General features: G+C 71.4%; 25 protein-coding genes. 9 read left to right on the top strand and 16 right to left on the bottom strand.

Features of this window, described 5'->3' with window-relative positions; all coding sequences use genetic code 11:
- Positions 1-131: 131 nt before the first annotated feature.
- Together AC3AGO_RS01075 and AC3AGO_RS01070 are read left to right on the top strand one after the other, a co-directional pair.
- Positions 132-980, top strand: coding sequence for an oxidoreductase (locus AC3AGO_RS01075; protein WP_487818154.1), 849 nt, complete (start codon positions 132-134; stop codon positions 978-980).
- Complete coding sequence (locus tag AC3AGO_RS01070) at positions 980-1,594, top strand: TetR/AcrR family transcriptional regulator (RefSeq protein ID WP_487818153.1); 615 nt, start codon at positions 980-982, stop codon at positions 1,592-1,594. Before AC3AGO_RS01075 ends, AC3AGO_RS01070 begins: the two co-directional genes overlap by 1 nt.
- Before the next feature lie 94 nt (positions 1,595-1,688).
- Here AC3AGO_RS01070 and AC3AGO_RS01065 read toward each other — a convergent pair whose 3' ends face one another.
- Positions 1,689-3,086: a M20 family metallopeptidase gene (locus AC3AGO_RS01065; protein ID WP_487818152.1), complete on the bottom strand. Its 1,398-nt coding sequence runs from the start codon at positions 3,084-3,086 to the stop codon at positions 1,689-1,691.
- Between the two features lie 7 nt (positions 3,087-3,093).
- Complete coding sequence (locus AC3AGO_RS01060; protein WP_487818151.1) at positions 3,094-4,212, bottom strand: Lrp/AsnC family transcriptional regulator; 1,119 nt, start codon at positions 4,210-4,212, stop codon at positions 3,094-3,096.
- Between the two features lie 127 nt (positions 4,213-4,339).
- On the opposite strand from AC3AGO_RS01060, the gene AC3AGO_RS01055 reads away from it, so the two are divergent.
- The gene (locus AC3AGO_RS01055) at positions 4,340-5,926 is read left to right on the top strand and encodes an AbgT family transporter (protein WP_487818150.1); all 1,587 of its coding nucleotides are present in this window, start codon (positions 4,340-4,342) and stop codon (positions 5,924-5,926) included.
- Positions 5,927-5,982: 56 nt separating this feature from the next.
- Positions 5,983-7,164: a M20 family metallopeptidase gene (locus AC3AGO_RS01050; RefSeq protein ID WP_487818149.1), complete on the top strand. Its 1,182-nt coding sequence runs from the start codon at positions 5,983-5,985 to the stop codon at positions 7,162-7,164.
- Between the two features lie 87 nt (positions 7,165-7,251).
- Here AC3AGO_RS01050 and AC3AGO_RS01045 read toward each other — a convergent pair whose 3' ends face one another.
- On the bottom strand, positions 7,252-7,755 hold the full coding sequence (locus AC3AGO_RS01045; RefSeq protein WP_487818148.1) for a phospholipase A2: 504 nt from the start codon (positions 7,753-7,755) through the stop codon (positions 7,252-7,254).
- Positions 7,756-8,323: 568 nt separating this feature from the next.
- Here AC3AGO_RS01045 and AC3AGO_RS01040 point away from each other — a divergent pair.
- Positions 8,324-8,560, top strand: a complete 237-nt coding sequence (locus AC3AGO_RS01040) for a chaplin (RefSeq protein ID WP_487818147.1) — start codon at positions 8,324-8,326, stop codon at positions 8,558-8,560.
- Between the two features lie 199 nt (positions 8,561-8,759).
- Positions 8,760-9,752 carry an adenosine deaminase gene (gene add, locus AC3AGO_RS01035; protein WP_487818146.1) on the top strand — a complete coding sequence of 331 codons (993 nt, stop codon included), beginning with the start codon at positions 8,760-8,762 and terminating at the stop codon, positions 9,750-9,752.
- Positions 9,753-9,764: 12 nt separating this feature from the next.
- Here the strand turns inward: add and AC3AGO_RS01030 are convergent, their stop codons facing one another.
- Both AC3AGO_RS01030 and AC3AGO_RS01025 read right to left on the bottom strand, forming a co-directional pair.
- Complete coding sequence (locus AC3AGO_RS01030; RefSeq protein WP_487818145.1) at positions 9,765-10,253, bottom strand: N-acetyltransferase family protein; 489 nt, start codon at positions 10,251-10,253, stop codon at positions 9,765-9,767.
- A gap of 75 nt (positions 10,254-10,328) precedes the next feature.
- Positions 10,329-10,676, bottom strand: coding sequence for an STAS domain-containing protein (locus AC3AGO_RS01025; RefSeq protein WP_487818144.1), 348 nt, complete (start codon positions 10,674-10,676; stop codon positions 10,329-10,331).
- A 317-nt stretch (positions 10,677-10,993) separates the two neighbouring features.
- Between AC3AGO_RS01025 and AC3AGO_RS01020 the strand changes: the two genes are divergently transcribed.
- On the top strand, positions 10,994-11,338 hold the full coding sequence (locus AC3AGO_RS01020) for a nuclear transport factor 2 family protein (RefSeq protein WP_487824504.1): 345 nt from the start codon (positions 10,994-10,996) through the stop codon (positions 11,336-11,338).
- A gap of 7 nt (positions 11,339-11,345) precedes the next feature.
- Here the strand turns inward: AC3AGO_RS01020 and AC3AGO_RS01015 are convergent, their stop codons facing one another.
- The gene (locus tag AC3AGO_RS01015; protein ID WP_487818143.1) at positions 11,346-12,083 is read right to left on the bottom strand and encodes a GAF and ANTAR domain-containing protein; all 738 of its coding nucleotides are present in this window, start codon (positions 12,081-12,083) and stop codon (positions 11,346-11,348) included.
- Between the two features lie 401 nt (positions 12,084-12,484).
- Between AC3AGO_RS01015 and AC3AGO_RS01010 the strand changes: the two genes are divergently transcribed.
- On the top strand, positions 12,485-13,498 hold the full coding sequence (locus AC3AGO_RS01010; RefSeq protein WP_487818142.1) for an AraC family transcriptional regulator: 1,014 nt from the start codon (positions 12,485-12,487) through the stop codon (positions 13,496-13,498).
- Between the two features lie 106 nt (positions 13,499-13,604).
- Here AC3AGO_RS01010 and AC3AGO_RS01005 read toward each other — a convergent pair whose 3' ends face one another.
- Positions 13,605-14,882 (bottom strand): TolB family protein, encoded by a 1,278-nt coding sequence (locus AC3AGO_RS01005; RefSeq protein ID WP_487818141.1) that lies wholly within the window; start codon positions 14,880-14,882, stop codon positions 13,605-13,607.
- A 284-nt stretch (positions 14,883-15,166) separates the two neighbouring features.
- Between AC3AGO_RS01005 and AC3AGO_RS01000 the strand changes: the two genes are divergently transcribed.
- Positions 15,167-16,018 carry a phosphotransferase gene (locus AC3AGO_RS01000; protein ID WP_487818140.1) on the top strand — a complete coding sequence of 284 codons (852 nt, stop codon included), beginning with the start codon at positions 15,167-15,169 and terminating at the stop codon, positions 16,016-16,018.
- Between the two features lie 110 nt (positions 16,019-16,128).
- On the opposite strand, the gene AC3AGO_RS00995 is transcribed toward AC3AGO_RS01000, so the two are convergent.
- From AC3AGO_RS00995 to AC3AGO_RS00955, 9 genes are all read right to left on the bottom strand, one after another.
- Complete coding sequence (locus AC3AGO_RS00995) at positions 16,129-16,878, bottom strand: HAD family hydrolase (RefSeq protein WP_487818139.1); 750 nt, start codon at positions 16,876-16,878, stop codon at positions 16,129-16,131.
- 125 nt (positions 16,879-17,003) lie between these two features.
- On the bottom strand, positions 17,004-17,843 hold the full coding sequence (locus tag AC3AGO_RS00990; RefSeq protein WP_487818138.1) for an amino acid ABC transporter ATP-binding protein: 840 nt from the start codon (positions 17,841-17,843) through the stop codon (positions 17,004-17,006).
- A gap of 5 nt (positions 17,844-17,848) precedes the next feature.
- Positions 17,849-18,604, bottom strand: a complete 756-nt coding sequence (locus AC3AGO_RS00985) for an amino acid ABC transporter permease (protein ID WP_487818137.1) — start codon at positions 18,602-18,604, stop codon at positions 17,849-17,851.
- Positions 18,605-18,705: 101 nt separating this feature from the next.
- Positions 18,706-19,461, bottom strand: a complete 756-nt coding sequence (locus AC3AGO_RS00980) for an ABC transporter substrate-binding protein (RefSeq protein WP_487824503.1) — start codon at positions 19,459-19,461, stop codon at positions 18,706-18,708.
- Between the two features lie 317 nt (positions 19,462-19,778).
- Positions 19,779-20,396: a TIGR03086 family metal-binding protein gene (locus tag AC3AGO_RS00975; RefSeq protein WP_487818136.1), complete on the bottom strand. Its 618-nt coding sequence runs from the start codon at positions 20,394-20,396 to the stop codon at positions 19,779-19,781.
- Positions 20,397-20,543: 147 nt separating this feature from the next.
- Entirely contained in the window at positions 20,544-21,809 is a 1,266-nt protein-coding gene (locus AC3AGO_RS00970) for an ANTAR domain-containing protein (RefSeq protein ID WP_487818135.1), read from the bottom strand.
- Between the two features lie 169 nt (positions 21,810-21,978).
- Entirely contained in the window at positions 21,979-23,247 is a 1,269-nt protein-coding gene (locus AC3AGO_RS00965; protein WP_487818134.1) for an exo-alpha-sialidase, read from the bottom strand.
- A 98-nt stretch (positions 23,248-23,345) separates the two neighbouring features.
- Entirely contained in the window at positions 23,346-24,872 is a 1,527-nt protein-coding gene (gene arfA, locus AC3AGO_RS00960; protein ID WP_487818133.1) for an arabinosylfuranosidase ArfA, read from the bottom strand.
- Between the two features lie 83 nt (positions 24,873-24,955).
- Positions 24,956-25,846: a carbohydrate ABC transporter permease gene (locus AC3AGO_RS00955; RefSeq protein ID WP_487818132.1), complete on the bottom strand. Its 891-nt coding sequence runs from the start codon at positions 25,844-25,846 to the stop codon at positions 24,956-24,958.
- Between the last annotated feature and the right edge of the window lie 2 nt (positions 25,847-25,848).

Genomic DNA, 25,848 nt, shown 5'->3' with positions numbered 1-25,848 from the left:
GCCGTGCGGTCACGCCGTGGTCGTTCCGTGAGCGCTACCAGAATTGACGCAGTGACGATAAAAATCGACACCGTGTAGACTTTGGTTGAGGGGAACGACCCGGCTCCTCGCGAGACCTCTCTGGAGGAACAATGGAGAAGCGGAACTGGCTCATCACCGGCGTCAGCACGGGCCTGGGGCGCGCTTTCGCCCAAGCGGCCCTGGCCGCCGGGCACACCGTCGTCGGTACGGTCCGCTCGGAGAAGGATCTGCGGGCCTTCGAAGAGCTCGGACCCGGGCACGCTCACGGCCGCATCCTGGACGTGACGGACGGCGACGCCGTCTCGAATGTGATCACAGAGGTGGAGCAGAGCGTCGGAGCCTTGGATGTCGTCGTCGCCAACGCCGGCTACGGCCTGGAGGGCACCTTCGAGGAGACGCCGCTGGCCGAGGTGAGGCGGCAATTCGAGGTCAACGTACTCGGGGCGGTGGCCACCCTGCAGGCAGCACTGCCCCACATGCGCCGGCGCCGCCGCGGACACCTGATGGCCGTCACGTCCATGGGCGGGCTCATGGCCGTGCCCGGCATGTCCGCCTACTGCGGCAGCAAGTTCGCCCTGGAGGGAATCCTGGAGGCGCTGGGCAAGGAAGTCGCGCAGTTCGGAATCCACGTGACGGCGATCGAGCCCGGCTCCTTCCGCACCGACTGGGCCGGACGGTCCATGACACGCGCCGAGCGGACCGTCGACGAGTACGACGAGCTGTTCACCCCCATCCGCGAAGCCCGGCAAAAGGCCAGCGGCAACCAGCTGGGCAATCCCGCCAAGGCCGGGGACGCCCTCGTGCACATCACCTCGGTCGAGCAGCCGCCGGCCCACCTCGTCCTGGGCTCGGACGCGCTACGGCTGGTCACCGCCGCCCGCGCCGCGGTGGACGAGGACATCCACGCATGGGAGGCACTCTCCCGTACGACCGATTTCGCCGAAGGCGCTCAGCTCTGATGCCCGGTCAGCACCCCGCGCGCGGCCGTCGCACCACCGAGCGCAAGGGGGATGTCCGGGAGCGGGCCATCCTCGACACCTGCGAGGCCTTGCTGGCGCAGAAGGGGTACGACGCCATGACCATCGGCGACGTGGCCCAGGGCGCCGGTATCACACGTGGTGCCCTGTACTTCTACTTCGGATCCAAGCAAGAAGTGGTCACGGCACTCGTGGCCCGGACCGTCGAGCACCTGTGGGAGCGGTCCCGGGCCACCGCGCAGACGGACGAGCCGCGTCAGGCCATCGCGGCGGCCATGCAGCGCACGGTCGAGCTGTGGAACGAACACGGCCTGGTCATGCGCACGGCGATCGACCTGTCGTTGACCGTGCCGGAGATCGGCGAGCTGTGGAACCACACGGCTGACCTGTTCATCGCGGCCATCACCGCCGTCCTGGAACGCGCCGGCATCCAGGACGGCGCCGCACCGGACCAGGCCTCGGCGATGGCACGCGCCCTGTGCTGGATGATCGAGCGGACCTTCTACCACGCCTCGCAGGAATCCCGCGAGAAGCTCCAAGAGGCGTCGGCGACATGCGAACACATCTGGCTGACCAGCGCCGGCCTGATCACCTGAGGTATCCGCCATGGACGCGGTGAGGCGCGGAACCATGAAGTTCCGGTCGGCTCTTGCCCCGCCCCGCAGCTGTCGGGCGACCCGCGCCACGCCGCTAGCGCGTGCCGCACCCCTCCGGCAGCGGCTCGCCCAGGTCCCAGAGGAGGCCGGTCATGATGTGGAGGGCTTCGCGGCCCAAGGGGGCGAGGAAGTGTTCGTCGGGGGCGTGCTGGGCGCAGGCCGGGTAGGAGTGGGGGACCCACACCGTCGGCAGGCCGAGGATGTCGGCGAAGGCATCGTTGGGGAGGGTGCCGCCCAGGTTGGGAAGGATGGCGGGAGCCGTCCCGGTCGTGCGGCGTACGGAATCCGTGGTCCAGGTGACCCACGGGTCCTCGGGGCTCAGCCGGGTCGCCGGGGCGTGCGGCCCCGGCTCCACCTCGACCAGCGACAGGCCGTGCGCGTCGAGGTGCTCGCGGACGACACGGGCCACGTCGGCCCCGTCCGTGCCGACCACGAACCGCAGTTGGAGGTCCGCCGTCGCGGAGCCGGGTATCGCGTTGACCGGTGCGGCGGAGTCGCCCGCGGTGAACGCCAGCACTTCGAGGGTGTTCCAGCCGATGACACGCTCGGTGGGGGTGAGGCCCGGCTCGCCCCAGTCCGCGTCCACCTCCGGGTCGCCGGGCGCGCCGCCCACGGGAATGCCGGCCAGCGCCCGCCGTACCGGCTCGGGCACGGGCTGCGGGCGCAGCCCCTCGACGAGGATCCGGCCGTTGGCGTCGACCATGCTCGCCAGCGCGGACGCCAGTACGGTCGCCGGATTGCGCAGCGCACCGCCCCAGTTGCCCGAGTGGTGCGCCCCGTCCCGCAGCCGTACGCGCAGCCGGAAGTTGACCGCGCCGCGCGAGCCGAGAAACAGCGTCGGCCGGTCGGCGGCCACCCGCGGCCCGTCGGAGGCGATGAACACATCCGCGGCGAGCTCGTCGCCCAACTCCCGGCACAGCTCGCGCAGTCCGGGCGAACCGGTCTCCTCGCCGGTCTCGACGAGGACCTTCAGATTGAAGCCGAGACGGCCGCCGCGGGCGCGCAGCACATGTTCCAGCGCTGCCAGATTGACGGTGTGCTGCCCCTTGTTGTCGGCGGTGCCGCGCCCGTACCAGCGGTCGTCCTCGACGACGAGCCGCCACGGTTCGAGCCCGGGACGCCAGCGCTCCGCCTGCCCGTCGACGACGTCCCCGTGCCCGTACGTGAGGAGCGTGGGCAGGTCGTCGCCCTCGTGCCGGTGGGCGACGAGGAACGGGCCGGCGCCCTTGACCGGATTGGGCACCACACGTGAGACGCAGCCCAACCGGCGTACGGCGGGCGTCATTTCCTCCTCCAGGTACGTGCGCAGCGCCGCGCTGTTCCCCGGTTTCCGGCTCTCCGTCGGATGGGCGACGCGCCGCCGCAGATCGGTGAGGAAGGAACCGGAGTCGAAGTAGTCGGCTGCCTGAGCGAGCGCGGTGTCACGCGTCATGGTCGACTCACCTTTCGGAGGTTGCTGACGGGGGTTGCTGCGATGCCTCTGCGGCCGGGGCCGGTGCTGTGGGATGTCCCGGGCCGGCCAGCAGACCGTCCGTACGGTCGAGCCAGTGCCGGCGCAGCGCCTCCAGCACGACGGAGACCTCGAAGGAGGTGAGGCCCGGCAGGTCCGCCAGGTCCCGGTTGAGGAATCCGGCGAGCTCGTCCTCGTCCCGGAACACGCCCTGATGGATCACGCTGGACGTGCCGGCGGTGGTCGACACGTACCGTGCGGAGGGGTGCCGGGCCAGCCGTTCCGCGACCTCCTCGACCGCTCCCGGTGTGACGGTCAGCGCGACGACGGCCTCCAACGCGTAGCCCAGCAGCTCGGGTTCGATCTCTACCCGGGGCCGCACGACGCCACGCTGCAGCAGCGACTGGACCGTACGGTAGGCCGTGGACTGCCCCCACTTCAGCTCGCGGGCCATCCGCGCGGCGCTCATCCGCCCGTCGAAGCGCAGGAGGTGCAGGGCGCGCCGGTCGTCCTCGCTCAGCGGGCCGGACGCCGGAGCCTCATCCTCGCCTCCCTCGTCGTTGTCGGCGGAACCGGTGAGGACGCGGATCTGCTCCGCGGTCAGCCTCGGCAGCCGCCAGGAGTCGGACTTGGCGACCGCGCGCAGCACCAGCTCCGAACGGGCAGAGCGCACCCCGGCGGTGGCGGGCACCTGCCGGGTGAGCAACTCCCGTGCCTGGCTGCGGCGTTGGGGCTGTACGACGCAGTACACGTCGGCCTGGCCCGCCGTCGTCGTGACCAGCTGCGCCTCGGGCAGCTCGGCGAGCCGCCGCGCGACCTCCTGCGCGCGGCCGGGCTCCGCGGCCACCCACACATGCCAGGGATTGCCCTCGCCCGACACCGTCCAGTCCAACTGGCCGATGACCCGCAGCAGCCGGCCGGACTCCAGCCGCGCGAGCCGCCGCCCGACCGTACTCGCCGACACGTCGAGCGCCTCGGCCAGCAGGCTCAACGGTGCCCGCGGCGCGTACTGCAGGGCCGCCACCAGATCGAGGTCGTCCTCGTCGAGGGACCTGCGGTCGAGGGTGCCCCGCTCGGGGATTCTCCGGCTGCCGACAGCATCGGTCATGGAATGAACCTAGCACCATCGGCGACGAGTTGAATGAAACAAGCGAAACAAGCATTTTACGTGCACGATCACGTTACGAGGTTGCTAATGGGGGGACGACGCGGCCCCGCATCAGGAAGGCCCCCGGATGACTCCCACTCACACCGAGCACGAGGCACCGCGCCAGTCACCCCCGTCCCGCTCCCTCTCCGGAGTGCTGCGCCTGCTGGCCCACATCGAGAAGCTCGGCAACAAACTGCCCCATCCCTTCTGGCTGTTCGTCATCCTCAGTGGCGTACTCGCCGCCGCCAGCTGGGCCCTGGCCTCCGCGGGAGTGTCCGCGGTCTCGCCCGCCAGCGGCAAGACCGTCGCCGTCCAGAGCCTGCTCTCGGTCGACGGCATCCAGATGGTCATCGAGGACGCCGTCGAGAACTACGCCACGTTCCCGCCGCTGGGCACGATCCTCGTGGTCATGCTGGGCGTCGCCGTCGCCGACAGATCGGGCATGCTCACCGCGATGCTCCGGGCCGGCGTCGCACGGGTCCCCGCCCGCTGGCTCACCTTCACCCTCTCCTTCACGGCGATGGTCGCGCACGTCGCCTCCGACGCCGCGTACGTCGTCCTCGTCCCGCTCGGCGGCATGGCCTTCAAAGCGGTCGGCCGCAGCCCCGTCCTCGGTGTGGTCGTCGCCTTCGTCTCGGTCTCCGCCGGCTACGACGCGAGCCCGCTCATCACCCCCACCGACGCCGTGCTCTCCGGCCTCACCACCGCCGCCGCGCACACCGTGGACCCGCAGTACGTCGTCACCCCGCTGTCCAACTACTTCTTCTCCATCGCCTCGTCCGTGGTGCTCGCCGCGGTGATCACCTTCGTCACGGAGAAGGTGCTGGCCAAGCGGGTCGCGGCGATGCCCGAGGAGCCCGAGCCGGGGGAGGGGCCCGAGGACGGCACCGGACAGGACGCCGGCGACCTCTCCCTGCGTGCCGACGAGCGCCGCGGACTGCGCAACGCGGGCCTCGCCCTGCTCGTCTCCGCCGCGGTCCTGGTCGCCGCCATGATCCCCACCGGGTCCCCGCTGCGCGGCAAGGGCGGCGGCATCGTCGACTCGCCCGTACTGACCGGCATCGCGTTCGTCCTCGCCGTGCTCTTCGGGATCGTGGGCACCGCCTACGGCCGCACCGTGGGCACCGTACGCCGCGGCCGCGACATCCCCGACTTCATGGCGCAGGGCCTGCGCGAGATGGCACCCGTGCTGGTGCTGTTCTTCGCCATCGCCCAGTTCCTCGCCTACTTCAAATGGACCGGCGTCGGCGAGGTCATGGCCATCCGCGGCGCCGAACTCCTCAAGAGCGCCGGCATCACCGGACCGGTCGCCTTCCTGGGCATCCTCGCCTCCTGCACGGTCATCAACCTGCTGGTGACCAGCGGATCCGCCCAATGGGCCCTGGTCGGGCCGGTGTTCGTGCCGATGCTCATGCTGCTCGACGTGCCGCCCGAGGCGACCCAGGCCGTCTACCGCATCGCCGACTCGTGCACCAACGCCGTCACCCCGATGAGCGCCTACTTCGTCCTCGCCCTCGGCATCGTGCAGCGCTACCGGCGCTCCGCCGGCATCGGCACCCTGATGTCGCTGACCCTGCCGCTGTGCCTGGTGATGCTCGTGGCCTGGACGCTGCTGTTCTACGCCTGGTGGGCGCTCGGCATCCCGCTCGGCCCCGGCGCGTCCGTCCGCTGACCGGAGCCGCCCCCGCCCTCCAACACCCGGCCCCCCTGCTTGAGGAGACCCGCACCGTGCCCCCGTACGAACTCAGTGACATCGCCGCCGTCGAAACCCGGGTCCGCGAAGCGCTGCCCGAACTCACCGGCGACCTCAGGACCCTTGTGGAGCTGGAGACCCCCAGCGACGACAAGGACCTGCTCAACACCGGCCTCGCCGCCATCGAGGCCTGGACGGAACAGCGCCTCGGCCGCCCGGACGAGTCGCGCCGGTACGACGGCGGCCCGCACGGCGACATGCTCGAACTCGTGTATCGCGGCACCGCCCCCGCCACGGTCCTCATCCTGTGCCACTACGACACCGTGTGGCCGGCCGGCACCCTCGCCGAGTGGCCGTTCGAAGTCGCCGACGGGCGGGTCGGCGGGCCCGGCGTGTTCGACATGAAGTCCGGTCTCGTACAGGCCGTTTGGGCGCTCGGCATCCTGCGCGAACTCGACCTTCCCCGGCCGACGGTGCGGCTGCTGCTGAACGGCGACGAGGAGATCGGCAGCCCCGCCTCCCGCCCGTACATCGAGCGGCTCAGCGAGGACGCCGCGGCGACCCTCGTCTGCGAGGCGTCCGGGCCCGACGGGGCACTCAAGACCTCCCGCAAGGGCGTCGGCCTCTACGACATCTCCGTCGACGGCGTCGAAGCGCACGCCGGCCTCGACCCCGACAAGGGCGCCAGCGCCGTCCACGCCCTCGCCGAACTGGTCCCCACCGTCACCTCACTCGCCGCACCCGACATCGGCACGACGGTCAACGTCGGCGTCATCAGCGGCGGCACCGGCCGGAACGTCGTCGCCGGGCAGGCCCGCTGCGGCATCGACATCCGCATCTCCGAACCCGCCGAAATGGTCCGGCTCGACGCGGCGTTGGGGGAGCTGACCCCCTCCGACCCGCGCGTACGCGTCACCGTCACCGGCGGCTGGAACCGTCCGCCCATGGTCCCCAACCCCGCCTCGGAACAGCTCTTCCGCAGCGCCGCCGCCGTCTCGGCCCAACTCGGCCTGAATCTGCGGGAGACGGCCGTGGGCGGCGCCAGCGACGGCAACTTCGTCGCGGCCCTCGGACGGCCCGTGCTCGACGGTCTCGGCGCGGTCGGCGGCGGCGCGCACGCCCGCCACGAACACCTCCTCCTCGACCACGTCCCCACCCGCACGGCCCTCATCGCCGGCCTCCTCGCCGAGACCGCGGCAGGTGCGCGAGCCGTATGAGGGGCACGCGCTCGCCCCGTGGCGTACGTACGCATGTCACGGGGCGAGGGGCGGAGCGTGGCCCGAGAGGCGTCGGGGCTCCCCGCTCTAGAAGAAGGCCCTGTCCGCCAGCGGGCTCTTGTTGACGGCCTCGTAGTACGCGGCGGCCGCGGTGAGGCAACCCCGGTGACGCAGCGGCGTGTTGTACCGGTCGTCGCAGATCCGCTTCATCTCCGTACGGAACCGCCCGTCGATCCAGTTCTTGGTCTCGCGCTCCGGACTGAGCTTCAGCTCGTGATTGCCGCCGTAATTGCGGTACCCGAAGTCGTGCAGCACACAGGCCGGCTTGAACACCTTGCTGTACGGGGTGAAGCCGGACGGCACGGAGCAGCCGTCGGTCGTCCAGTTGAACGGCGTGATGTGCGGGGTCCGCGCGAAAGCCCCGTACGTCAGATTCATGATCACGTCCGCCTGGTCCCGGAGCGTCGGCGCCGCGGCCCCCGTCCCGGACCCGTCGGCCGCGGCGGACCCGGCCGCGGTGAGCGTGCCGCCCAGGGCACCAGTGGCGGCGAACGCCAGCGCGGCGAACGTGGTCGGAAGCTTCCTGCGCATCGTCTCTCCAGGCCATCGGCGTACGGACCCAACGCCCCTGAGAACGACGCGCACGAGGAGAGGTAGCGGAAATCCGCCCGTATGGGGGGCGCACCCACGCAAGGCGGGGCGCCGCCGCCCGTGGCGGGCGCGAGACACATGCAGGCGGCCGAATCGGTGCCCACTGAAGGAGGAGCACGGAATGTCGGACTCCGCCGGCGCCGCCCCGGCCACCCCTGGCCGGCACGGGATTGCCCGCCGTTGTGGCCGCCGTCGCTGCCGTGGTGCTGGGGGGACTCGGGTTCGGGCTGCTGTTTCTGGCGCGGCGTCGGGGGCGGGGCTGACCGGGGCGTACGCGGTGGGGCGGCATGCTGTCCTCCTTGCGGGGAGGGACCGGCCGGGGGCAGTGCGCCGGGCGGGGCGGGCCGTGCCTGCCGTGTGTCCGGCCGTGAGAGCGCACGAGGATGCGGGCAGTGCTCCGGTACCACTCGGTCGTGTGAAGTAAGGGCCGATACGGGGCTGTTCGGGTTTTTGGGAGCGAAGTGATGAGTACTTTGTCTGCGTTCACTCTCATCTGAAGGAGCACTTCATGCGCATTCGTACCTCCCTCGCCGCTGCCGCGTTCGCCGCCGCCGCCGTTCTCGGTGCCGCCGGCGCCGCCTCCGCCGACTCCGGAGCGCAGGGTGCCGCCGTCGGTTCGCCCGGCGTCCTCTCGGGCAACAACGTCCAGGTTCCGGTGCACATCCCGGTCAACGCCTGCGGCAACACCGTCAACGTCGTCGGCCTGCTCAACCCGGCCTTCGGCAACACCTGCGTCAACGACTGACCAGGTCACCACGCCGCGCCCCCGCCCGACATCAACTCGGGCGGGGGCGCGGCGCGTTCGTGTCACGTTCGGCCGGGCCCGCGCGGAGCCCGAGAGTGATCGTTAGGATTGCGCGCCGGGAACGGGGAGACGGGCCCGTACCCGGAGCCCGCGCCCGCCCGGGGCCGACAGGGCCGGGGCCGCACCGCCGAGAGGACGTATGAGCGCGCACCGCACCACCACGACCGTGGCGCGTTATGAACTGCACTGCCACCTCGACGGATCCGTACGTCCGGACACCCTCCGCGACCTCGCCGACGGGCAGGGAGTGGAGCTGTCGCGGCCGGTGGAGGAACTCGTCGTGGCGCCGGCCGACTGCGGCAGCCTGACGCGGTTCCTGCCCTACATGGATCTGCCCCTGCACCTCCTCCAGACCCCCGACGCACTTGCCCGCGCCGCGTGCGAACTCGTCGAGGACTGGGCCGCGGACGGCGTCGTCCACGGCGAAGTCCGCTTCGCCCCTCAGCTGCACGGGCTGCGGGGCATGAGCCTGGACGACGCCGTCGAGGCGGTCGCCGGCGGACTCGCCGCCGGCCGGAACACCACCGGCGTACGTACCGGACTGCTGCTGTGCTGTCTGCGGCACCAGAGCCCCGACGTGAGCCTCGCCGTCGCCGAAACCGCCCTGCGCCACCGCGAAATGGTGGCCGGACTCGACCTCGCCGGCGACGAGTACCTGTACACCGGTACGCCGCACCGCCCCGCCTTCGACCTCGCGCACGCCGGCGGGCTCCCCGTCACCGTGCACGCCGGAGAAGCAGCCGGCCCCGACAGCATGTGGGAGGCCCTCGACGTGCTCGGCGCCCGGCGCATCGGACACGGCGTGCGCTGCACCGGCGACAAGGCCCTGCTGGAGCGGATCCGGCGCGACCGCATCGCGCTGGAGATGTGCCCCACGAGCAACGTGCAGACCGGTGCCGTATCCAGCCTCGCCGCCCACCCCGCCACGCCGCTGCTGGCGCAGGAGGTGCCGGTCACCGTCAGCACGGACACACGCACCACGTCGGCGACCACTCTCGGCCGCGAGTTCGACGCGCTGGCACACGTCGCCCGGTGGACCACGGCGGACGAGGAACGAGTCCAACGTCACGCCGCCGCCGCGGTCTTCGGCCCCCTGCCCGCCGCCGACTCCCTGGAGCCCGGAGCACGGTAGACGCGGCGCGGCTCAGAGGGCGCGGTGCATGATGTGCAGCCCCACGTAGCCCTTCGCCGGGTGGTGGAAGCCTTCGGGCACCGTGCCCAGGATCTCGAAGCCGAGGGCACGGTAGAGGGCCACCGCGTGCACGTTGGTCTCGACGACCGCGTTGAACTGCATCGCCCGGAAGCCCGCCCCGCGCGCCCACGCCAGGGAGTGCTCGCACAGCGCACGGCCCACGCCGCGCCCGGAGTGCGCCGGGTCGACCATGTAGCTGGCGGTCGCGATATGCGCGCCGTTGCCCATGTGGTTGTTGTTCATCTTCGCCGTGCCCAGGACCGATCCGGCGTCGTCGACCGCGACGACCGTACGGTTCGGGGCCGGCAGGAGCCACCAGTCGCGGCCCTGCTCCGCGGTGAGGTCGAGCGGGTAGGCGAAGGTGTCGCCCGCGGCGACGATCTCGTGGAAGAAGGGCCAGATGGCCGACCAGTCCTCGGCGTTGGCTTCCCTGATCAGCATGGGCACAGCATGCCGGGAAGCCCGCCGGGCCTCCACCCCTTTTCGCGGGAGCAGTTGTTGATGAGGGGCCCTCGGTCACCGCAACGGTGACCCGGACGCGCGCAGCGCCGAGGGCAGGTCGGGGTGGACGTCCAGGGTGTCGTCGGCTCCGGTGAGGCGGAGGACCTTGCGGGCCAGCGGGAGACCCGCGACGATCCGCAGCCGCAAACCCAGGCGGTCGGCGAGTCGTTGAGTACGTTCCAGGACGCCGACGCCGGTCACGGTGAGCAGCGTGGCGTGCAGGTCGACGATCACCACGTGTGCGGTGCGCTCGACGAGCGGGCGGGCGAGATCGCGGGCGATGCGGTCGGCGTTGCTGAGGTCGATCACCTCGCACACGGTGATCACGCGAGGGGCGGTGATGCGGTGGGACCGCACAGGCATGGCAGCGCTCCGGGACAGTCGTGGCTTCCGAGGACGGGCCGCTGCCTGACCACGCCGAATGCCTCCGACGCTAGTCGCCGTCGGGCGGCCGTGAAAGGACACTCATCCCTGTGGGGGAACTTGCGGCGACCGACGGACAGGAAGCGACGCGAGGTGCTAGACGGCGCACGGCGTTTTTGCGGGAATCCCGGCCCCAGGGCCGGTGTTCGCACCGGCAACAACTCGCCACCGGAAGAGGAGCAGCAGTGCCGGACCGTGGAGACGCCCTGCCGCACACCGCGCAGGCGGCGCCCGTACCCGACTGGGTCCGGGCGTTCATGGACGCCATCGACACCCTGGACTTCGGGGACGGGTTCGCACCCCTCACCGAGGAAACCGACATGTATTTCGGCACCGAACACGTGCACGGGGCCGAGGCCATCAAGAAGTTCTTCGTCAAGATCGACGAGCCGCTCGACATCCGCCACGAGGTCCTGGAGTTCTGGAACGCGGACGGTGTCTGCCTGCTGCGCGGCGAGGCCACCATGGCCAGGAAGGACGAACCCGAACGGGTCGTGCGTGCGCCCTTCATGCACATCTTCTACCTTGCCGGCGAAGAGCCCCTCCGCGTCCGCACCCTCCGCATCACGGCAGGCCCCCTGCAGACCGACGCCGTGATGTGAGCCCCCGTCAGGTGGGGTCCCCGGAGCCTCCGGGGTCCGGGGGCTTTCCGACGCCGGCGAGGATCGTGACGGCCGTCGCGCGCACCGTGGCGCCGCGGCGCAGCGCGTCCCGGCGCAGGATGGTGCGCGCGGTCCGCGCGTCACAGCCGCGCCAGGTCATCAGGACGCCCACCGCCTGCTCGACGAGGACGCGGTCGGCCAGCGCGCCGTAGGTGTCGGGTACGGGGTCGCCGGGCGGAAAGGCCGAGGTGAGGAGCATGGTGATGGTCGAGGACAGCCAGTCCGCGAGGGTACGCACGCGGGTCCGGGTCACCGCGTCGTACGGGTCGGACTGCCGGGCGTACAGGGCGAGTTGGCCCATGACCCTGCCGTCGGGCTCGGTCAGCGGCGCCGTCATCAGGGCGCGGATGCCCAGCTCCGCCCCTCCCGCGGCGAAGAGCGGCCAGCGCCCGTCCGCGGACAGGTCGGCGACGTAGCGGTCGGCTCCGCCCTCCAGGGCCGGGCCCTGGCGGCAGCCGTATTGCAGCCCGGTGACCGTGTGCGCCAGCGGGTCGCTGCCGAGGGTCGCCAGCCACTGCCCGCGCGGAGTGAGATCCAGTGCCGCGTGCGTGCCGCGCCCCACGCCCGCCGTGACCCAACGGGCCAGCGCGGTCAGGGCGTTCTCCAGCTCCGGGCCGAGCAGGGGCGGGGTGTCGTCTGCCGATCCGTCGCCGTTGTCGTCGGAGGAACGCGCGGAGTCGGCCATGTCGGGAACCTTCACAGCTCGGCGGCCGCTGCGGCCCGTACGGCAGCCGAGCAGGACGCCGGCGACGGCCCGGGAACGAGCCGTGTCCAGAAGGTAGAGGGTGGCGGGGCCGCGCGCTGTCCGCTTCGCGCGGCCGGTGAGCCGCAGAACGCAGCGGGTTCGGCGGAAGGATCCGGCACGGCGTGTACGCGACGGCTTGACAGAACAGCAGTTCAGCCGAACAGGAAGCGCATCAAGTCGGTCAGAACCGATCGTGCAAAGTCATCTCACAAGCAGGACACGGCGATTACGGTCGGAAAGGCACAGTCATACGGCCCTGCGCTACCGGGAGGGCCGGGGCACGGCGCGGTCCGCTCCCCAGGAGGACGAGCGGCCCACCGCACTGTGAAGGGGGGCCGGCCATGACGCAGACGCCCGCGCTCCGGGCCGAGTTCACCCGGCCGCTGCGGTTCCGCACCGCCGATCTGGACGAGGCCCGCCTCGTCATCGACCGGAACTACTACCCGCACACCTCCGAACTCCTGCGGCCCGCGGCCGTCATCGACGGCCGCTTCGCGGTCACGAAGCTGTCCGGGATCACCATCGGAGACCTGTCCTTCGGCGAGGACATCCGCATGCGGTTCGGGGAACTGGGCGCGTACCACGTCGACGTACCGCTGTCCGGCACCCTGGAGTGGCACCAGGGCCGCCGCCCGCCGACGCTGGCCTCCGCCCAGCGGGCGGCGGTCCTGCACCCGCAGCGCGAGACGGTCCTGGACCGGTGGGGCGGTGACTGCGGCCTCCTCGCCGTGAAGATCGAACGGGCCGCTCTGGAGGACCAGTTGGAGCGGTTGCTGGACGCGCCGATCCGACGGCCCGTGCAGTTCGGGCCCGTCATGGACATCTCGCGCGGCCCCGGGCGCAGTTGGGGCGCTCTGGTACGGACGATCGCCGCCGAGGCGCACAGTCCGCACGGGCTGGCCCATCAGCCGCTGGTCGCCGAACGGCTGCACGAGACTCTGCTGACCGGGCTGCTCCTGGCGGCCCAACACCCCGACCAGGAAGCCCTGTCGAGACCGGTGGCACCGTGCCGTCCGGCCCCCGTCAAACGTGCGGTGGACGCCATGGAGGCACATCCGGAGCAGCCCTTCACCGTCAACTCGCTCTCGGAGACCGCCGGAGTCGGCGTACGGCAGCTGCAGGAGGGCTTCCGACGGCACATCGGCATGCCGCCGATGACCTACCTGCGCCGGGTACGGATGGCGCGCGTCCACGAAGAGCTGCGCGGGTCCGAGCCGGGCGAGACCACGGTCACCGGTGTCGCACACCGCTGGGGCTTCACCCACCTGAGCCGCTTCGCCGCCGCCTACCGGGAGCGCTACGGCGAACCACCCTCGGCCACCCTCCACGGGTACCGGCCCGCACCGAGGGCCTGACAGGGCGGCTACCGGGGTGCCGCACCGCCATGTGGCCGCCCGGTGAGGGGAGTTGGTTCGCGGCCGCCGGGCCCGTACGGCACTCGTACGGGCCCCGGCCGCCGGGTCAGCGCAGGTGGCGCAGGAAGACGTCGTTGGCGTCGTTCGTGTCGTCCGGCACCAGGTCGGTGGCCAGGGAGGAGAAGGCCACCTGCCGGCCCGCACCGTCGAGCGAGGCCTTCCACAGGGACTGGCCGGCCGCCTGGCTCCCGTCGGCGCGGACACTGGCGCGTTCGGTGACGCCGCGGCGCAGGTCGCGGACGAACACGTCGCCCTCCCCGTTCGTGTCACCCGGCACCAGGTTCGAGGCGTACGAGGTGAAGGCGAGATAGCGGCCGGTGCGGTTGAGCACCGGCGAGGTCGAACTCGCGTCGGCCGCCGTACCGTCGAAGCCCACGGTGGCCACCACGTCCTTCCCCGACGCCCGTTCGCGTACGTGCGCCCGGCTCTGCCAGGGGGAGACGGTGTCGTGCACGAGGTAGGCCAGGTGCCGGCCGTCGCCGCTGAGCGCCGGTTCCTCGGCCCCCTGGACTTCCTGCTTCGTCGTGCCCGTGCGCCGGTCGCGGACGAGGATCGTGCTCACAGGGTTGCCGGTGTCCGGGTCGACGGTGCGGGAGGTGAAGCCGACGTACCGCCCGTTGTCGCTGACCGTCGGCTCCCAGGAGTTCGCGTCGAGCTGCGCGCCGTCGCCGCTGACGGACACCCGCTCGGTGGTGTGCCGGCGCAGGTCGTGCACGAAGATGTCGACGCGCTGGTTCGTGTCCCCGGGCACCAGGTCGCTCGCCTGCGAGTAGAAGGCCACGTACCGGCCGTCCGCGCTGATCACCGGGTCGAACGAGAGGTCGCGCGGGGGACGTTGAGCACTCTGCGCGGTGACGCTCGCGCGGACGGTGGTCCCCTTCTTCCGGTCGCGCACGAAGATGTCGTACGAGCCGTTGGTGTCCCCGGCCACGATGTTGTCCGCGCGGCTCGCCCATGTGACGTAGCGGCCGTCGGCGCTGATGCCCGGATCGATGCCGCCCGTGTCCTTCCCGCCGTCGGTCACGCTCGCCGTGTCCAGCTTCCCGGTCCGCAGATCGCGTACGTAGATGCGCTGTACGCGCTCCGTCTCGCCCCGCAGCCTGCTGTACGAAGGGAAGGCCGCGTAGCGTCCGTTGGCGCTGAGCGCCGGCTGCGCGGCGGCCCCCTCCTCGCCCTGCTTGCCGTCGGCCGTGACGCTCAGCCGCTCGGTACGCGGCGGCGCCGGTCTCTGCTCGGCGGCCGACGACTGGACCGGTACGAGAACTGCGGCGGCACAGGCGGCGGCGAGCACCGCACCGGTCGCGGTGCGCGGGTGTCCGGACATGATCCCCTCCCTGCGCGTCCCGACCGGGACGTGCCAGGGGAGCGAAGCCCAGGCCGCACAGCGGACGCAAGGGCACCGCCCGCCCGGCCGGCCCAATGGGCCCGATGCATCAGCGGCACCCGGACGTTCGCTTCCCTCCCCGGCGTAACTCTCCGCCCCCCTGCAACCGTCCGCCCCCGCCCGCCACCGGCCCTGTCGCGGCACCGCGGCGCTCTGCCGGCGCCTTGGTACGGTGCGCAGGCCGGGGGAGTGACGGCAGCGCACAAGAGAGGGGTCGGCCGGGGATGCAGGCGACAGAGGTCCGGCGCGCGGTGGCCGCGGCCATGTCGACCGCCTCGGCACTCGGCCTGACAGCCGACGACGCGACCGTTCTGCACGACTCGAACAAGCTCACTCTGCGTCTGCTGCCCTGCGACGTCGTGGCCCGGGTGGCACCTGTGGCGCATCAGGTCGCACAGTTCGAAGTCGAGCTCGCTCAGCGGCTCGCCGCGTCCGGGTGCCCGGTGGCCGCTCTCGAACCTCGCGTGGAGCCACGCGTCCATGAGCGCGACGGCTTCGACATCACGCTGTGGACCTTCTACGAACCCTTGACGCACCGGGAGATCCCCCCGGCCGACTACGCCGGCGCGCTGGAGCGGCTGCATGCCGGTATGCGCCAACTCGACGTCCCGACACCGCACTTCACCGACCGGGTCGAGCAGGCTCGACACCTCGTGGCGGACCGCGACCGCACTCCGGAACTGGCCGGCGCGGACCGGGAGCTGCTCGGCGACACGTTGCGCAGACTGGGACGGGCGATCGGCGAGCGCGGCGGCGCCGAGCAGCTGCTGCACGGCGAGCCGCACCCGGGCAACCTCCTCACCACAGCGGACGGGCTGCTGTTCATCGACCTCGAGACGTGTTGCCGCGGTCCCGTCGAATTCGACCTCGCCCACGCACCCGAAGACGTGGGTGAGCACTATCCGGGCGTCGACCGGGACTTGCTGCGCACGTGCCGGATCCTCGTACTGGCGATGATCACCACGTGGCGCTGGGAACGCGACGACCAACTCCCCGACGGGCGCCGGCTGGGCACAGAGTGGCTCAGCCAGATCCGGACGGCACTGGGTCGCAACGGCCTGGAGGCCCACGGCTGAACGCGGACCGGGTCCGGGTCCGGAAGGGGAGCCACGACGTCAACGCGGCTCTGGCCAACGCGGCACTGAGCAACGCGGCACTGGTCAACGAGGCACTGGTCAACGCGGCGCTATATGCGCGCTCCCAGGGTGCGCAGCGCGTCCAGGAGGGACTTGAGCTCCGGTCTGGCGGACACGGTCGCGGTGCCGGGGCGTCCCGAATCCGGGAGCGTGGGCGCCGTGTCACCCGGCTGCAGATACACCGCGCGGAGGCCCGCGACCCGCGCCCCCACGATGTCGGTGTCCCAGGAGTCGCCCACCATGACCGTCGTGCCGGGATCGGCGTGCAGCTGGCGCAGCGCGCTGTGCATGACGCGCGGATCGGGCTTGGCCAGCCGGAGGTCGGAGGAGAGGACGATGGCCTGGAAGGCCGGGCGGAGGCCCAGTACGTCGAGGTCGAAGTTCGAGAGGACCGACTCCGTGTTGGACACCAGGCCCAGGCGGATACCGCCTCTTTGCAGCAGCGTCACCAGACTCCACGTGTAGGGCCGGACGCTGAGACTCCGTATCGACATGATGCGGAAGACCGTCGCCAGGGATACGACGTCGTGTGCGCTCACCCGGTGACCGTTGCCGGACAGCAGTCTGCCGAAGACCGAGGGCAGGACGGAGCCGTGGCGTTCGTCCGGCTCGGCGGCGCACAGTTCCAGGAAGCGCGCCCGCGCCTCCCGTGGGGTGAAGTCGACGCCGTGGCCTAGGAGTTGGGAGGACAGGGCACGCCACAGTTCGGGCGCCTGCTCGTCGACCTCGATGTCGACGAGCGTGCCGTAGAGATCGAACAGGACCGTGGAGACGGGCGGGAGAGCCGTCGAGGACGTCACCTCAAGGGCGTTCCACCTCCGGCGTCCGCCCACACCTGACCGGACGCCCGGGCCGGACCGGCTCCACGCGCCGGTCAGGCCCCGTGCCCGGTCAGGTTTCGCCCCCGGTTACGCAGCCGGGCCCGTCACGCCCCCTCGCCGGACGCACCGGACGCGGCGGATGTGCCCGACGTGCCCGACACGTCGTCCGCCGCGGGCAGTTCGGCCGCCGCCGGGTCCAGGACGCGCGCGAGGAAGGAGCGGGTACGCGCGTGCTGCGGGTCCCCGACGACCTGCTGCGGCGGCCCCTCCTCCACGATCTGCCCGTCGTCCATGAAGACGACGCGGTCCGCGACCTCGCGGGCGAAGCTCATCTCGTGGGTGACGACGAGCATCGTCATACCCTCGTCCGCGAGCTTCCGCATCACCGCGAGAACGTCGCCCACCAGCTCCGGGTCGAGCGAGGAAGTCGGCTCGTCGAAGAGCATCAACTGCGGGTCCATGGACAGCGCCCGCGCGATGGCGACCCGCTGCTGCTGCCCGCCGGACAGCTGCGCCGGATAGGCGTGCTCCTTGTCCGTGAGGCCGACCCGCACCAGATTGTGCCGGGCCACCTTCTCCGCCTCCGCGGTGCTGCGGCCCAGAACCCGCCGCTGGGCGATGGTGAGATTGCCCAGCACGGTCAGGTGCGGGAAGAGGTTGAAGGACTGGAAGACCATGCCGATGCGGCGCCGCACCCGGTCGATGTCCACGTCCGGGTCCGTCACCTCCGTACCGGTGACGGAGACCGTCCCCGACGTCGGCTCCTCCAGCAGGTTCACGCACCGCAGCAGGGTCGACTTGCCCGAGCCGGAGGGGCCGATGACGCAGATGACCTCGCCCGTCCGCACGGACAGGTCGATGCCCTTGAGTACTTCGAGCGTGCCGAACGACTTGTGCAGACCGCTGATGCCGATCGCGTCCGTGCTCTTCGGAGTCTCGCTCACGCCGCTCACCGGGCCCTTGCCGTACGGGCCTCGAGGCGGCGCACCAGGTGGCCCAGGGGCAGGGTGATGGCCAGGTAGAACAGCCCCGCGATGAGGATCGGGGTGAGGCTGCGGTGCTCATTGAGCCCGTTCCGCCCGAACTTGGCGAGTTCGTACTGGCTCATGGCCAGGCCCAGCAGATACACCAGTGAGGAGTCCTTCGTGAGCATGATCAGCTCGTTCGCCAGCGGCGGGAGCACGATGCGGAACGCCTGCGGGATGACGATGGACACCATCGCCCGCGACTGCGGCATGCCCAGCGAACAGGCCGCCTCGATCTGCCCCTTGGGCACCGCCTGGATGCCCGCGCGGATCGTCTCGGCCATATAGGCGGCGCCGACCAGGCCGAGCGCGAGCATCACGGTGACGTACTGGTTGATCGCGACCTGGAAGGCCAGCGGCACACCGAAGCCCAGCGCGATGAAGACCAGCAGTGCCGGCACCCCGCGGAAGAACTCGATGTACGCGATGGCCAGCCAGCGGTACGGCGGCGCCTTCGACAGCCGCATCAGCGCCAGCACGATGCCCAGCACCAGACCGAAGCTGAAGCCGAGCACCGTGTAGAGCACGGTGTTGACCAGCGCGGTCGTGACGACATCGGGGAACTGGGCGCGGGCCACGTCGATATCGAAGAACGCGCGCCGCAGTTCGCCCCAGTCCGCCGCCATGGCCAGCACCGCGAGGACGAGGACGAGGACGGCGTACTGGACGCCCCGGACCACGCGCGCACGCTGGCGCCGTGAGAGGCCGCGGGTACGTTCCGGCACACCGTCACCGGACGGCTTACCGGAGCCGGGGGAGGGCGGGCTGTTGTCGGACGGCGTCACTTCTTGGGCTCCGTCCCGAACCACTTCTTGTAGATCTTGTCGTAACGCCCGTCCTTCTGGGCCTTCTTGAGCGTGGCGTCGACCTTGGCGCGGAGCGCGTCGTTGCCGGTGCGGACGCCCAGGCCGTACTCCTCGCCGGTCTTGAACTCGGTGGTGACCTCGGTGTCCTTGTTCTTCTTCACGTAGTCGTAGAGCACGCCGTTGTCGTTGATGCCGGCGTCGACCTGGCCGGTCTTCACGGCGGTGAGGAGCAGCCCGAGGTCCTCGAAGGTCACCGCCTCGGCGCCCTTGGCCTTCTTCTTGGCGTACTCGGCGCCCGTCGTGCCCTCCTGGACGCCCAGCTTCTTGCCCTTCAGGGCGGCGAGGGACTTGTAGCCCGCGCCCTTCTTGGTGATCAGGGCCTGGGTCGCCTCGAAGTAGGGGCGGGAGAAGTCGAGGTTCTTCTCCCGTACGTCGGTGATCGTCATGCCGGCGGCCGCCACGTCGCACTTGTTGGCGTTGAGGTCCTCACCGGACTGGATGCCCTCGAAGGGCGAATCCACGATCTCCTGCGAGACCTTCAGATCCTTGGCGACCAGATCGACGAGGTCGACGTCGAAGCCGACGATCTTCTTGCCCTCGCGGAACTGGAAGGGCGGGTACGGGAGATGCGTACACGTCGTCAGCTTGCCCTCGTGGGCCAGCTGCACCTCACCGCCGCTTTCGGTGCTCTTCGTGCTGGTGCACGCCGAGACGGTGAGCAGGGTGAGCATCGCGGTAGCGGCGGTGGCGACCACCGCGGGACGGGACCTGCGGGAAGACTGCGAGGGCACAACGCCTCCATGGCCTGCAAGTGGCGACGGACCGACGGAGAGTCCGTCACGGAACCGGCGAGTGCCGAGCATCCTGCCATCGGCGACATGATCTGTCGCCGTCCTGGGACATTGCGACCGCATAACGAGGCGCCGTGCCGCCGCGCAGACCGGCCGGGACACGACGCGTCGCACGTTGCATACCAGAACTCAACCGGCCGCCCGCGCCCCGTGGTCGCGCCTCCCGAGCCGTGTGACAGCGGGTCTTCGCAGGGTCCCTAGCGCGGGGTCCAGACCGGGTCGCGCCCGCTGAGCCCCAGCACGCGGTCGAGCAGCGGCGCGTCCCCGGGGACCGGCACGATCGGGCCGAACAGGCCCTCGCGCTCCGGCCCTTCGGGGGTCGCCGCCACCATCGCGTACGCGACGTTCAGGGTCGCGTCGTCCGGCGCGTACGGCTGGCCGGTGGCGCGCGCCAGGTCCCAGCCGTGCAGGACCAGTTCGTCCATCGCCACCTGGCCCGCCACCGCGGCCGGCAGGTCGAAGCCGCCCGCGCGGGTGTCGCCCTGCCACGCCTCCGGGCTCCGCCACGCGTCGGCCAGTTCCGCGAGCCGCAGCGGCAGCGTGCCGCGCCACTCGGGCCCCACGTCCGGCACCGCGGTGCCGGGGCTGGTGTTTGTCGTCGGCCCGAAGTCCTTGCGCCCCGCGTCCCGGAAGGCTGTGGCCAGCCCTTCCAGATGCCCCAGCAGATTGCGCACGGCCATCTCCGTGCACGGGGTGGGGTCCTCCAGCTGCTTGTCGTCCACCTCGCCGGCGAGCCGCGCCACCAGCCGCGTCTGCCGCTCGAAATCGATCATCCCGGCGGTGCTGTCCGCCTGTGCGTCACGCGTGTCGCTCATGGCAGGGGAGTCCTTCCGTGGGTCCGTACCGGTACGGACTAGCCCCGCCCCCGAAACTCACCGGTCCCCGGCACCCCGGAACTCACCGGCCCGAGCCACGCCGGCTGACCTCGGCCCGTACCGAAGAGCGCGTCGGCCCTCGGTGGTTCACAAGTGGCCGCCGGGGCCGGGGAGATGGCGGGCGAGGATCTCGCGGGCGAGGTCCGCGAGGGGGAGACTTCGCCGTGCCGACATCGCTCGCAGCAGCGCGGCGGCGTCCGGCGTGCCGATGCCGCGGACCGCGGCGAGGACTCCGATCGCCATGTTGACGTCGTCGACGTCGGCGGTCGCCCGGATCCGCTCGATGATCTCGGAGCCCATGTCCGCGAGCAGGACGGCAGCGGCGATCTCCGCGAAGATCTCCGCGCCGGCGGGCGGGTCCGCGTGCTCGCCGCCGGGCTGGGTGCGGTAGAGCGTGAGCGTGCCGAGCGTGGCGGTGGCGGAACGTAACGGGAACGCGAAGACCGCCGAGACGCCGAGCCGCCACGCGGAGTCGGTGAAGAAAGGCCACAGCGCGCCGGACTGCTCCATGTCGGGCACCAGGACGGGTTCCCCGGTGCCGTACGCGGCCGTCGAAGGGCCCTCGCCGGCCGTCCACTGGATCTCCTCCGCGCTGCCCGCCGTGCCGGAGCTGACCGCGAGGTGGAGCGGCAGCCGGTCGGTGCCGTGCAGGGTGATCGCGGCGGCGTCGATCGTGGGCAGTTCCTCGACCGCGGCCGAACACACCGCTTCCGCGCGGCTGTTGGGGTGCGCCTGACGGGTGGCCCGCAGAACCCGGTGCCACAGCGCGTCCCGCAGCATGATGTCGGTGGTGGACAGATCGCGGGCATCGGTCCGCGCGGATTCCACGCCGGTGACGGCACGTTCGAAGCGGGCGGCGGCGAGCATCACGCGGCGCAGCAGCGCTCCCGGCGGCTCCGTACCCTGCGACGGTCCGGCCCCCTGGACGTCGTGGAGGAGATCGCGCACTGCGGTGGCGTCCTCGACGTGGTGCAGGGCGCCGACGGCGCGCCCGTCCGCGTCGAGCAGCGGGGAGTTGACCGGCGTCCACGTCTTGCGGCGGAACGTGCCGGGGTCGCTCAAGTCCGGGATGTCGTAACGCTGCACGCCCATGTCGTCCGGCACGCCGCTGCGCAACGTGTGCTCCAGGGAAGCACTGAGATTGCGCACGCCGTCCGCCGTGGCGTCCTCGGGGTTGTCGGGGAACGCGTCGAACATGAACGCACCGAGCAGTTCGTCGCGCGACCGTCCGGTGGCATCCAGGTAGGCCGGATTGACCCCCTGGATACGCAGGTCACTGTCGAGCACCACGTACGGGGCCGCAGTCGTCTCGAACAACTGGCTGCCGGACGTGGCCCGTAGCACCTCATGCACGTGGCGCTCACCTCAGCGGCTGCTCGGTCGGGGGAATTCTCTGTCTACAGGATAGAAATCGCCCCTGCCAGGTACGGAAAGCGCCCCGCGCCTCAACCGCCCGTACCGCCCCGCGCGTCGGCGCGGAGCGGTACAGGGCGGCGCGGTGGCCGGGTACGGGGTCAGTCCGTCAGCCGCGGGGCGAGCGGGACGCGGGGACCGTGCCGGTGGCGAAGTACGGGCGGCAGACGCCGCCCACCCAGTCGGTGGCGATCTCCAGCAGGCGGCTGCCGTTGGCGGAGGGCAGCAGGGCTGAGCTGTAGTTGGGGCAGTAGTCGACGACGGTCGACTCGACGGTGACCGGTGCCTGGATCTCGCGCCACGCGCCCGTGCCGCCCTGGCTGTTGGTCCACACGGTGCGGCCGCTGCCGGGCGCGCGGGTCCCGTCGCGCTGGTGCAGGACCTGACCGATCAGGAACAGCTTGCCCCGCGGATTGCCGGGCTCGGGGGCCCACGCCAGGTTCGGGGCGTGCTTGAAGTACTTGCCGTCGGCCGTCTCGGGCCGGAAACCCAGATGAGCGGGGTCGCCCCAGTTCCAGCCGTCGGCGGAGGTGCGGTAGTGCGTGACGCACTGGAACTGCCCGGAGGGCGCGCAGATTTCGTACGACATGAAGTACGTGCCGTTCCCCATCCGCCGCACGACCGACATCCCGGGCCGGTCGGAGGCGAGGTTGCTGGCGATCGTGTCGTGGTGGCCCGTCCAGTTGACGCCGTCGGAGGTGCGCGCGGCCACGAGCTTCTGGCTGTGGGCCGGGTCGGTCTCGTCCGAGTAGTGGGCGACCAGCTGCCCGGACGCGTCGATGGAGAACTCCGGCTCCCACAGACCGCGGGTGTTGGGCGCGGTGGCGATCGTGGACAGATAACTCCAGCTGCGGCCCACGTCGTTGCTCTTGAACACGCGCAGCGTCATGCGCCGGTCCGGGGTGTCCTGTCCGACGGAGGCCGCCCACAGCAGCGTGCCGGCGGGCATCGAGCCGATGGCGCGCGGGAGTTCGTACAGCGTCGCGCAGCACAGTCCCTTGCCGCCGGCCGCCTGCGGGTCGCGTACGGTGCCGGCCTCGCGGAACGACGCGCCCTGGTCGGTGCTCTCGTGAATGGCGCCGAGTCCGTCGTTGCCGGAGAAGGTGACGACGGAGGCCAGGATCCGGCCGTTCGCGGCTCCGTTGTGCTCCAGGCGGACGGCCCGCGGATACAGACCTGTGCCGTCGCGCAGCGGCGTGCCGCTCGCGGCCGGTGTGCTGCCGGTATTCGCGGCCGGTGCGGTGCCGGTCCTCCCGGCGTTCGCCGTGCCGGTCTGGGCGCCGATCAGGGCCGCCGCCAGCGCGAGCACCAGCGCTACGAGCGCCGCGAGCGGAAGTGGCCGGGAACGTAAGGGCGTCGTACGGGATCTGGCTGCCATGCGGACTCCTTCGTGAGTTCGTGAGGGGGCGTTCCTGAGAGGGGCGGGCCGCGGGCGCCGGGTGAAGAGCCGTCATCCGGCGCCCGCGTGACGGGGTGTCAGCCGAGGGTGCCGGCGGGGGCCAGGCGGATGACGTTCCAGGACAGCGGCGGCAGCTCCGCCTCCAGCGCGCCCTCGGCGTCCACCCGGGCACCGTCGAGACGGCGCGGCACGACACGGTCCGGCGCGGCCTCGGTGTTGACGGCGTCCGGGTCCGCGTCGGCCACGGTCAGGTGCTCCACGACGCGGTACGCGGCGGCCCGGCCGCGCAACGCGGCCCGCAGGCGCAGCGGCTGCTCCTGGTCGCGGTTGACGGCGAGCACGGTGAGAGCCCCGCTGTCCTGATCGTGCGTCACCACCGCGTCGAGGGCCGGTACGTCGCCGTACTGGCTGGTCTCGACGCGCGGCCCGTCGGCCTCGACGCGCAGCACCTGACCTGCCGCGAAGCGGGCCGCCTGCGCGAAGGGGTGGAAGATGGTCTGCCGCCAGCTCGCGCCGCCCGGTTCGGTACGGATCGGCGCGATGACGTTGACCAGTTGGGCGAGGCAGGCGATGGCCACCCGGTCGGCGTTCCGCAGCAGGGTGATCAGGAGGGAGCCGACGACGACGGCGTCGGTGACGCTGTAGGTGTCCTCGATGAGCCGCGGGGTCTCCGCGGTCTCCAGGTTGCGCTCGCCGGGGAAGCGGCTGGCGTACCAGACGTTCCACTCGTCGAACGACAGCCGGATCCGCTTCTTCGAACCGCGCACGGCCCGTACGTGGTCGGCCGTGGAGACGACGTCGGAGATGTACTGGTCCATGTGCGCGCCGGAGGCGAGGAAACTCGCGCGGTCGCCGTCGAACTCCTCGTAATAGGCGTGCAGGGAGAGGTAGTCGACCTCGTCGTAGGTCTCCTCCAGGACCTCGCGCTCCCACGTGCCGAAGGTGGGCATGCGGGAGTTGGAGCTGCCGCAGGCGACCAGTTCGATGGACGGGTCGACCTGCCGCATGGCCTTGCCCGCCTCGGCGGCCAGCCGTCCGTACTCGGCGGCCGGCTTGTGACCGGTCTGCCAGGGGCCGTCCATCTCGTTGCCGAGGCACCACAGTCTGACGCCGTGCGGGTCGGTGACGCCGTGCTTGATGCGCAGATCCGACCAGGCGGTGCCGCCGGGATGGTTGCAGTACTCGACCAGGGCGCGGGCGGCGTCGATGCCGCGGGTGCCGAGGTTGACCGCCATCATCGGCTCCACGCCCATGCGGGCCGCCCAGCCGAGGAACTCGTTGGTGCCCACCTGGTTGGTCTCGATGGAGCGCCAGGCCAGGTCGAGGCGGCGGGGGCGTTCGGCGGCGGGGCCGACCCCGTCCTCCCAGTGGTAGCCGGAGACGAAGTTGCCCCCGGGGTAGCGCACCAGCGGGGTGCCGAGTTCACGCACCAGCTCGGCCACGTCGGTACGGAAGCCGGCCTCGTCGGCGCCGGGGTGGTCCGGGTCGTAAATGCCGGTGTAGACGCAACGTCCCATGTGCTCGACGAAGGTTCCGTACAGGCGCGGGTCGACGTCGCCGACGACGAAGTCCGGGTCGATGACGAAGCGTGCGGTCTGCGGCATGGTCGGGTGCCCTTTCTGGCGGTGCGTGTGAACTGATCGCGGTGGGTGGGTGCCGCGCGCGGTGAACGGCCGTACGGGGGCGGCTACTTGAGCCCCGTTCCGGCGATTCCCTCGACGATGCGGCGCTGGAAGAGGAGGAACACGGCGAGCAGCGGGATGGCGCCGAGCACGGCGGAGGCCATCAGCTGCGCGTAGGGGACGCCGAAGACGTCCTGGACGGAGGTGAGGCCGACGGGGAGGGTCATCATCTCCGGGTCGGTGACGACGAGCAGCGGCCACAGGAAGTTGTTCCACACGCCGACGAACACGAAGATCGTGACGGCGGAGAGCACCGGGCGTGAGACCGGCAGCACGATCTGCCAGTACGTACGCAGCCAGCCGGCGCCGTCCGCGCGGGCCGCGTCGATGAGCTCCGGGGGCAGCCCGTCGAAGAACTGCTTGAAGACGAACACGGCGATGACGTTGGGGACTTGCGGCAGCACCACACCCCAGTACGTGTTGAGCAGTCCCGCCGACTCCAGCGCCAGGAACTGCGGGATCATCAGCACCTGGCCGGGGATCATCAGTCCGGCCAGCAGCAGTACGAACGCGGCGCGCCGCGCCCGGAAGCGGGTCTGGGAGAGCGCGAAGGCGGCCATCGAGGCGGCCACGACCGTGAGCACGGTGGTCAGGGTCGAGGTGATGAAGCTGTTCGCGTACCAGTAGGGCAGCTTGCCCGCGTCGAAGATCTCCCCGTACGCGGCGAGGGTGGGGTTCGCGGTGAACCAGCCGGTCGGGTCGGTGACGACTTCCTGCGCGGGACGTATGGAGGTGGCGAACGCCCACAGCAGCGGCACGAGCCACAGCAGCGCGAAGGCGATGAGGGAGCCGAGCGCCACACGGTTGAACAGACGCTCGGCGTCGTACCGCGGCGGCGAGGGAGTGGCGGGACGCGCGTCCCGCTCGGCTGCGGTCGGGGTGGCGATGGCGGTCACGG

It is taken from the genome of Streptomyces sp. BL1, from assembly GCF_057628045.1.
This window is presented reverse-complemented; position numbering and strand designations above follow the sequence as displayed.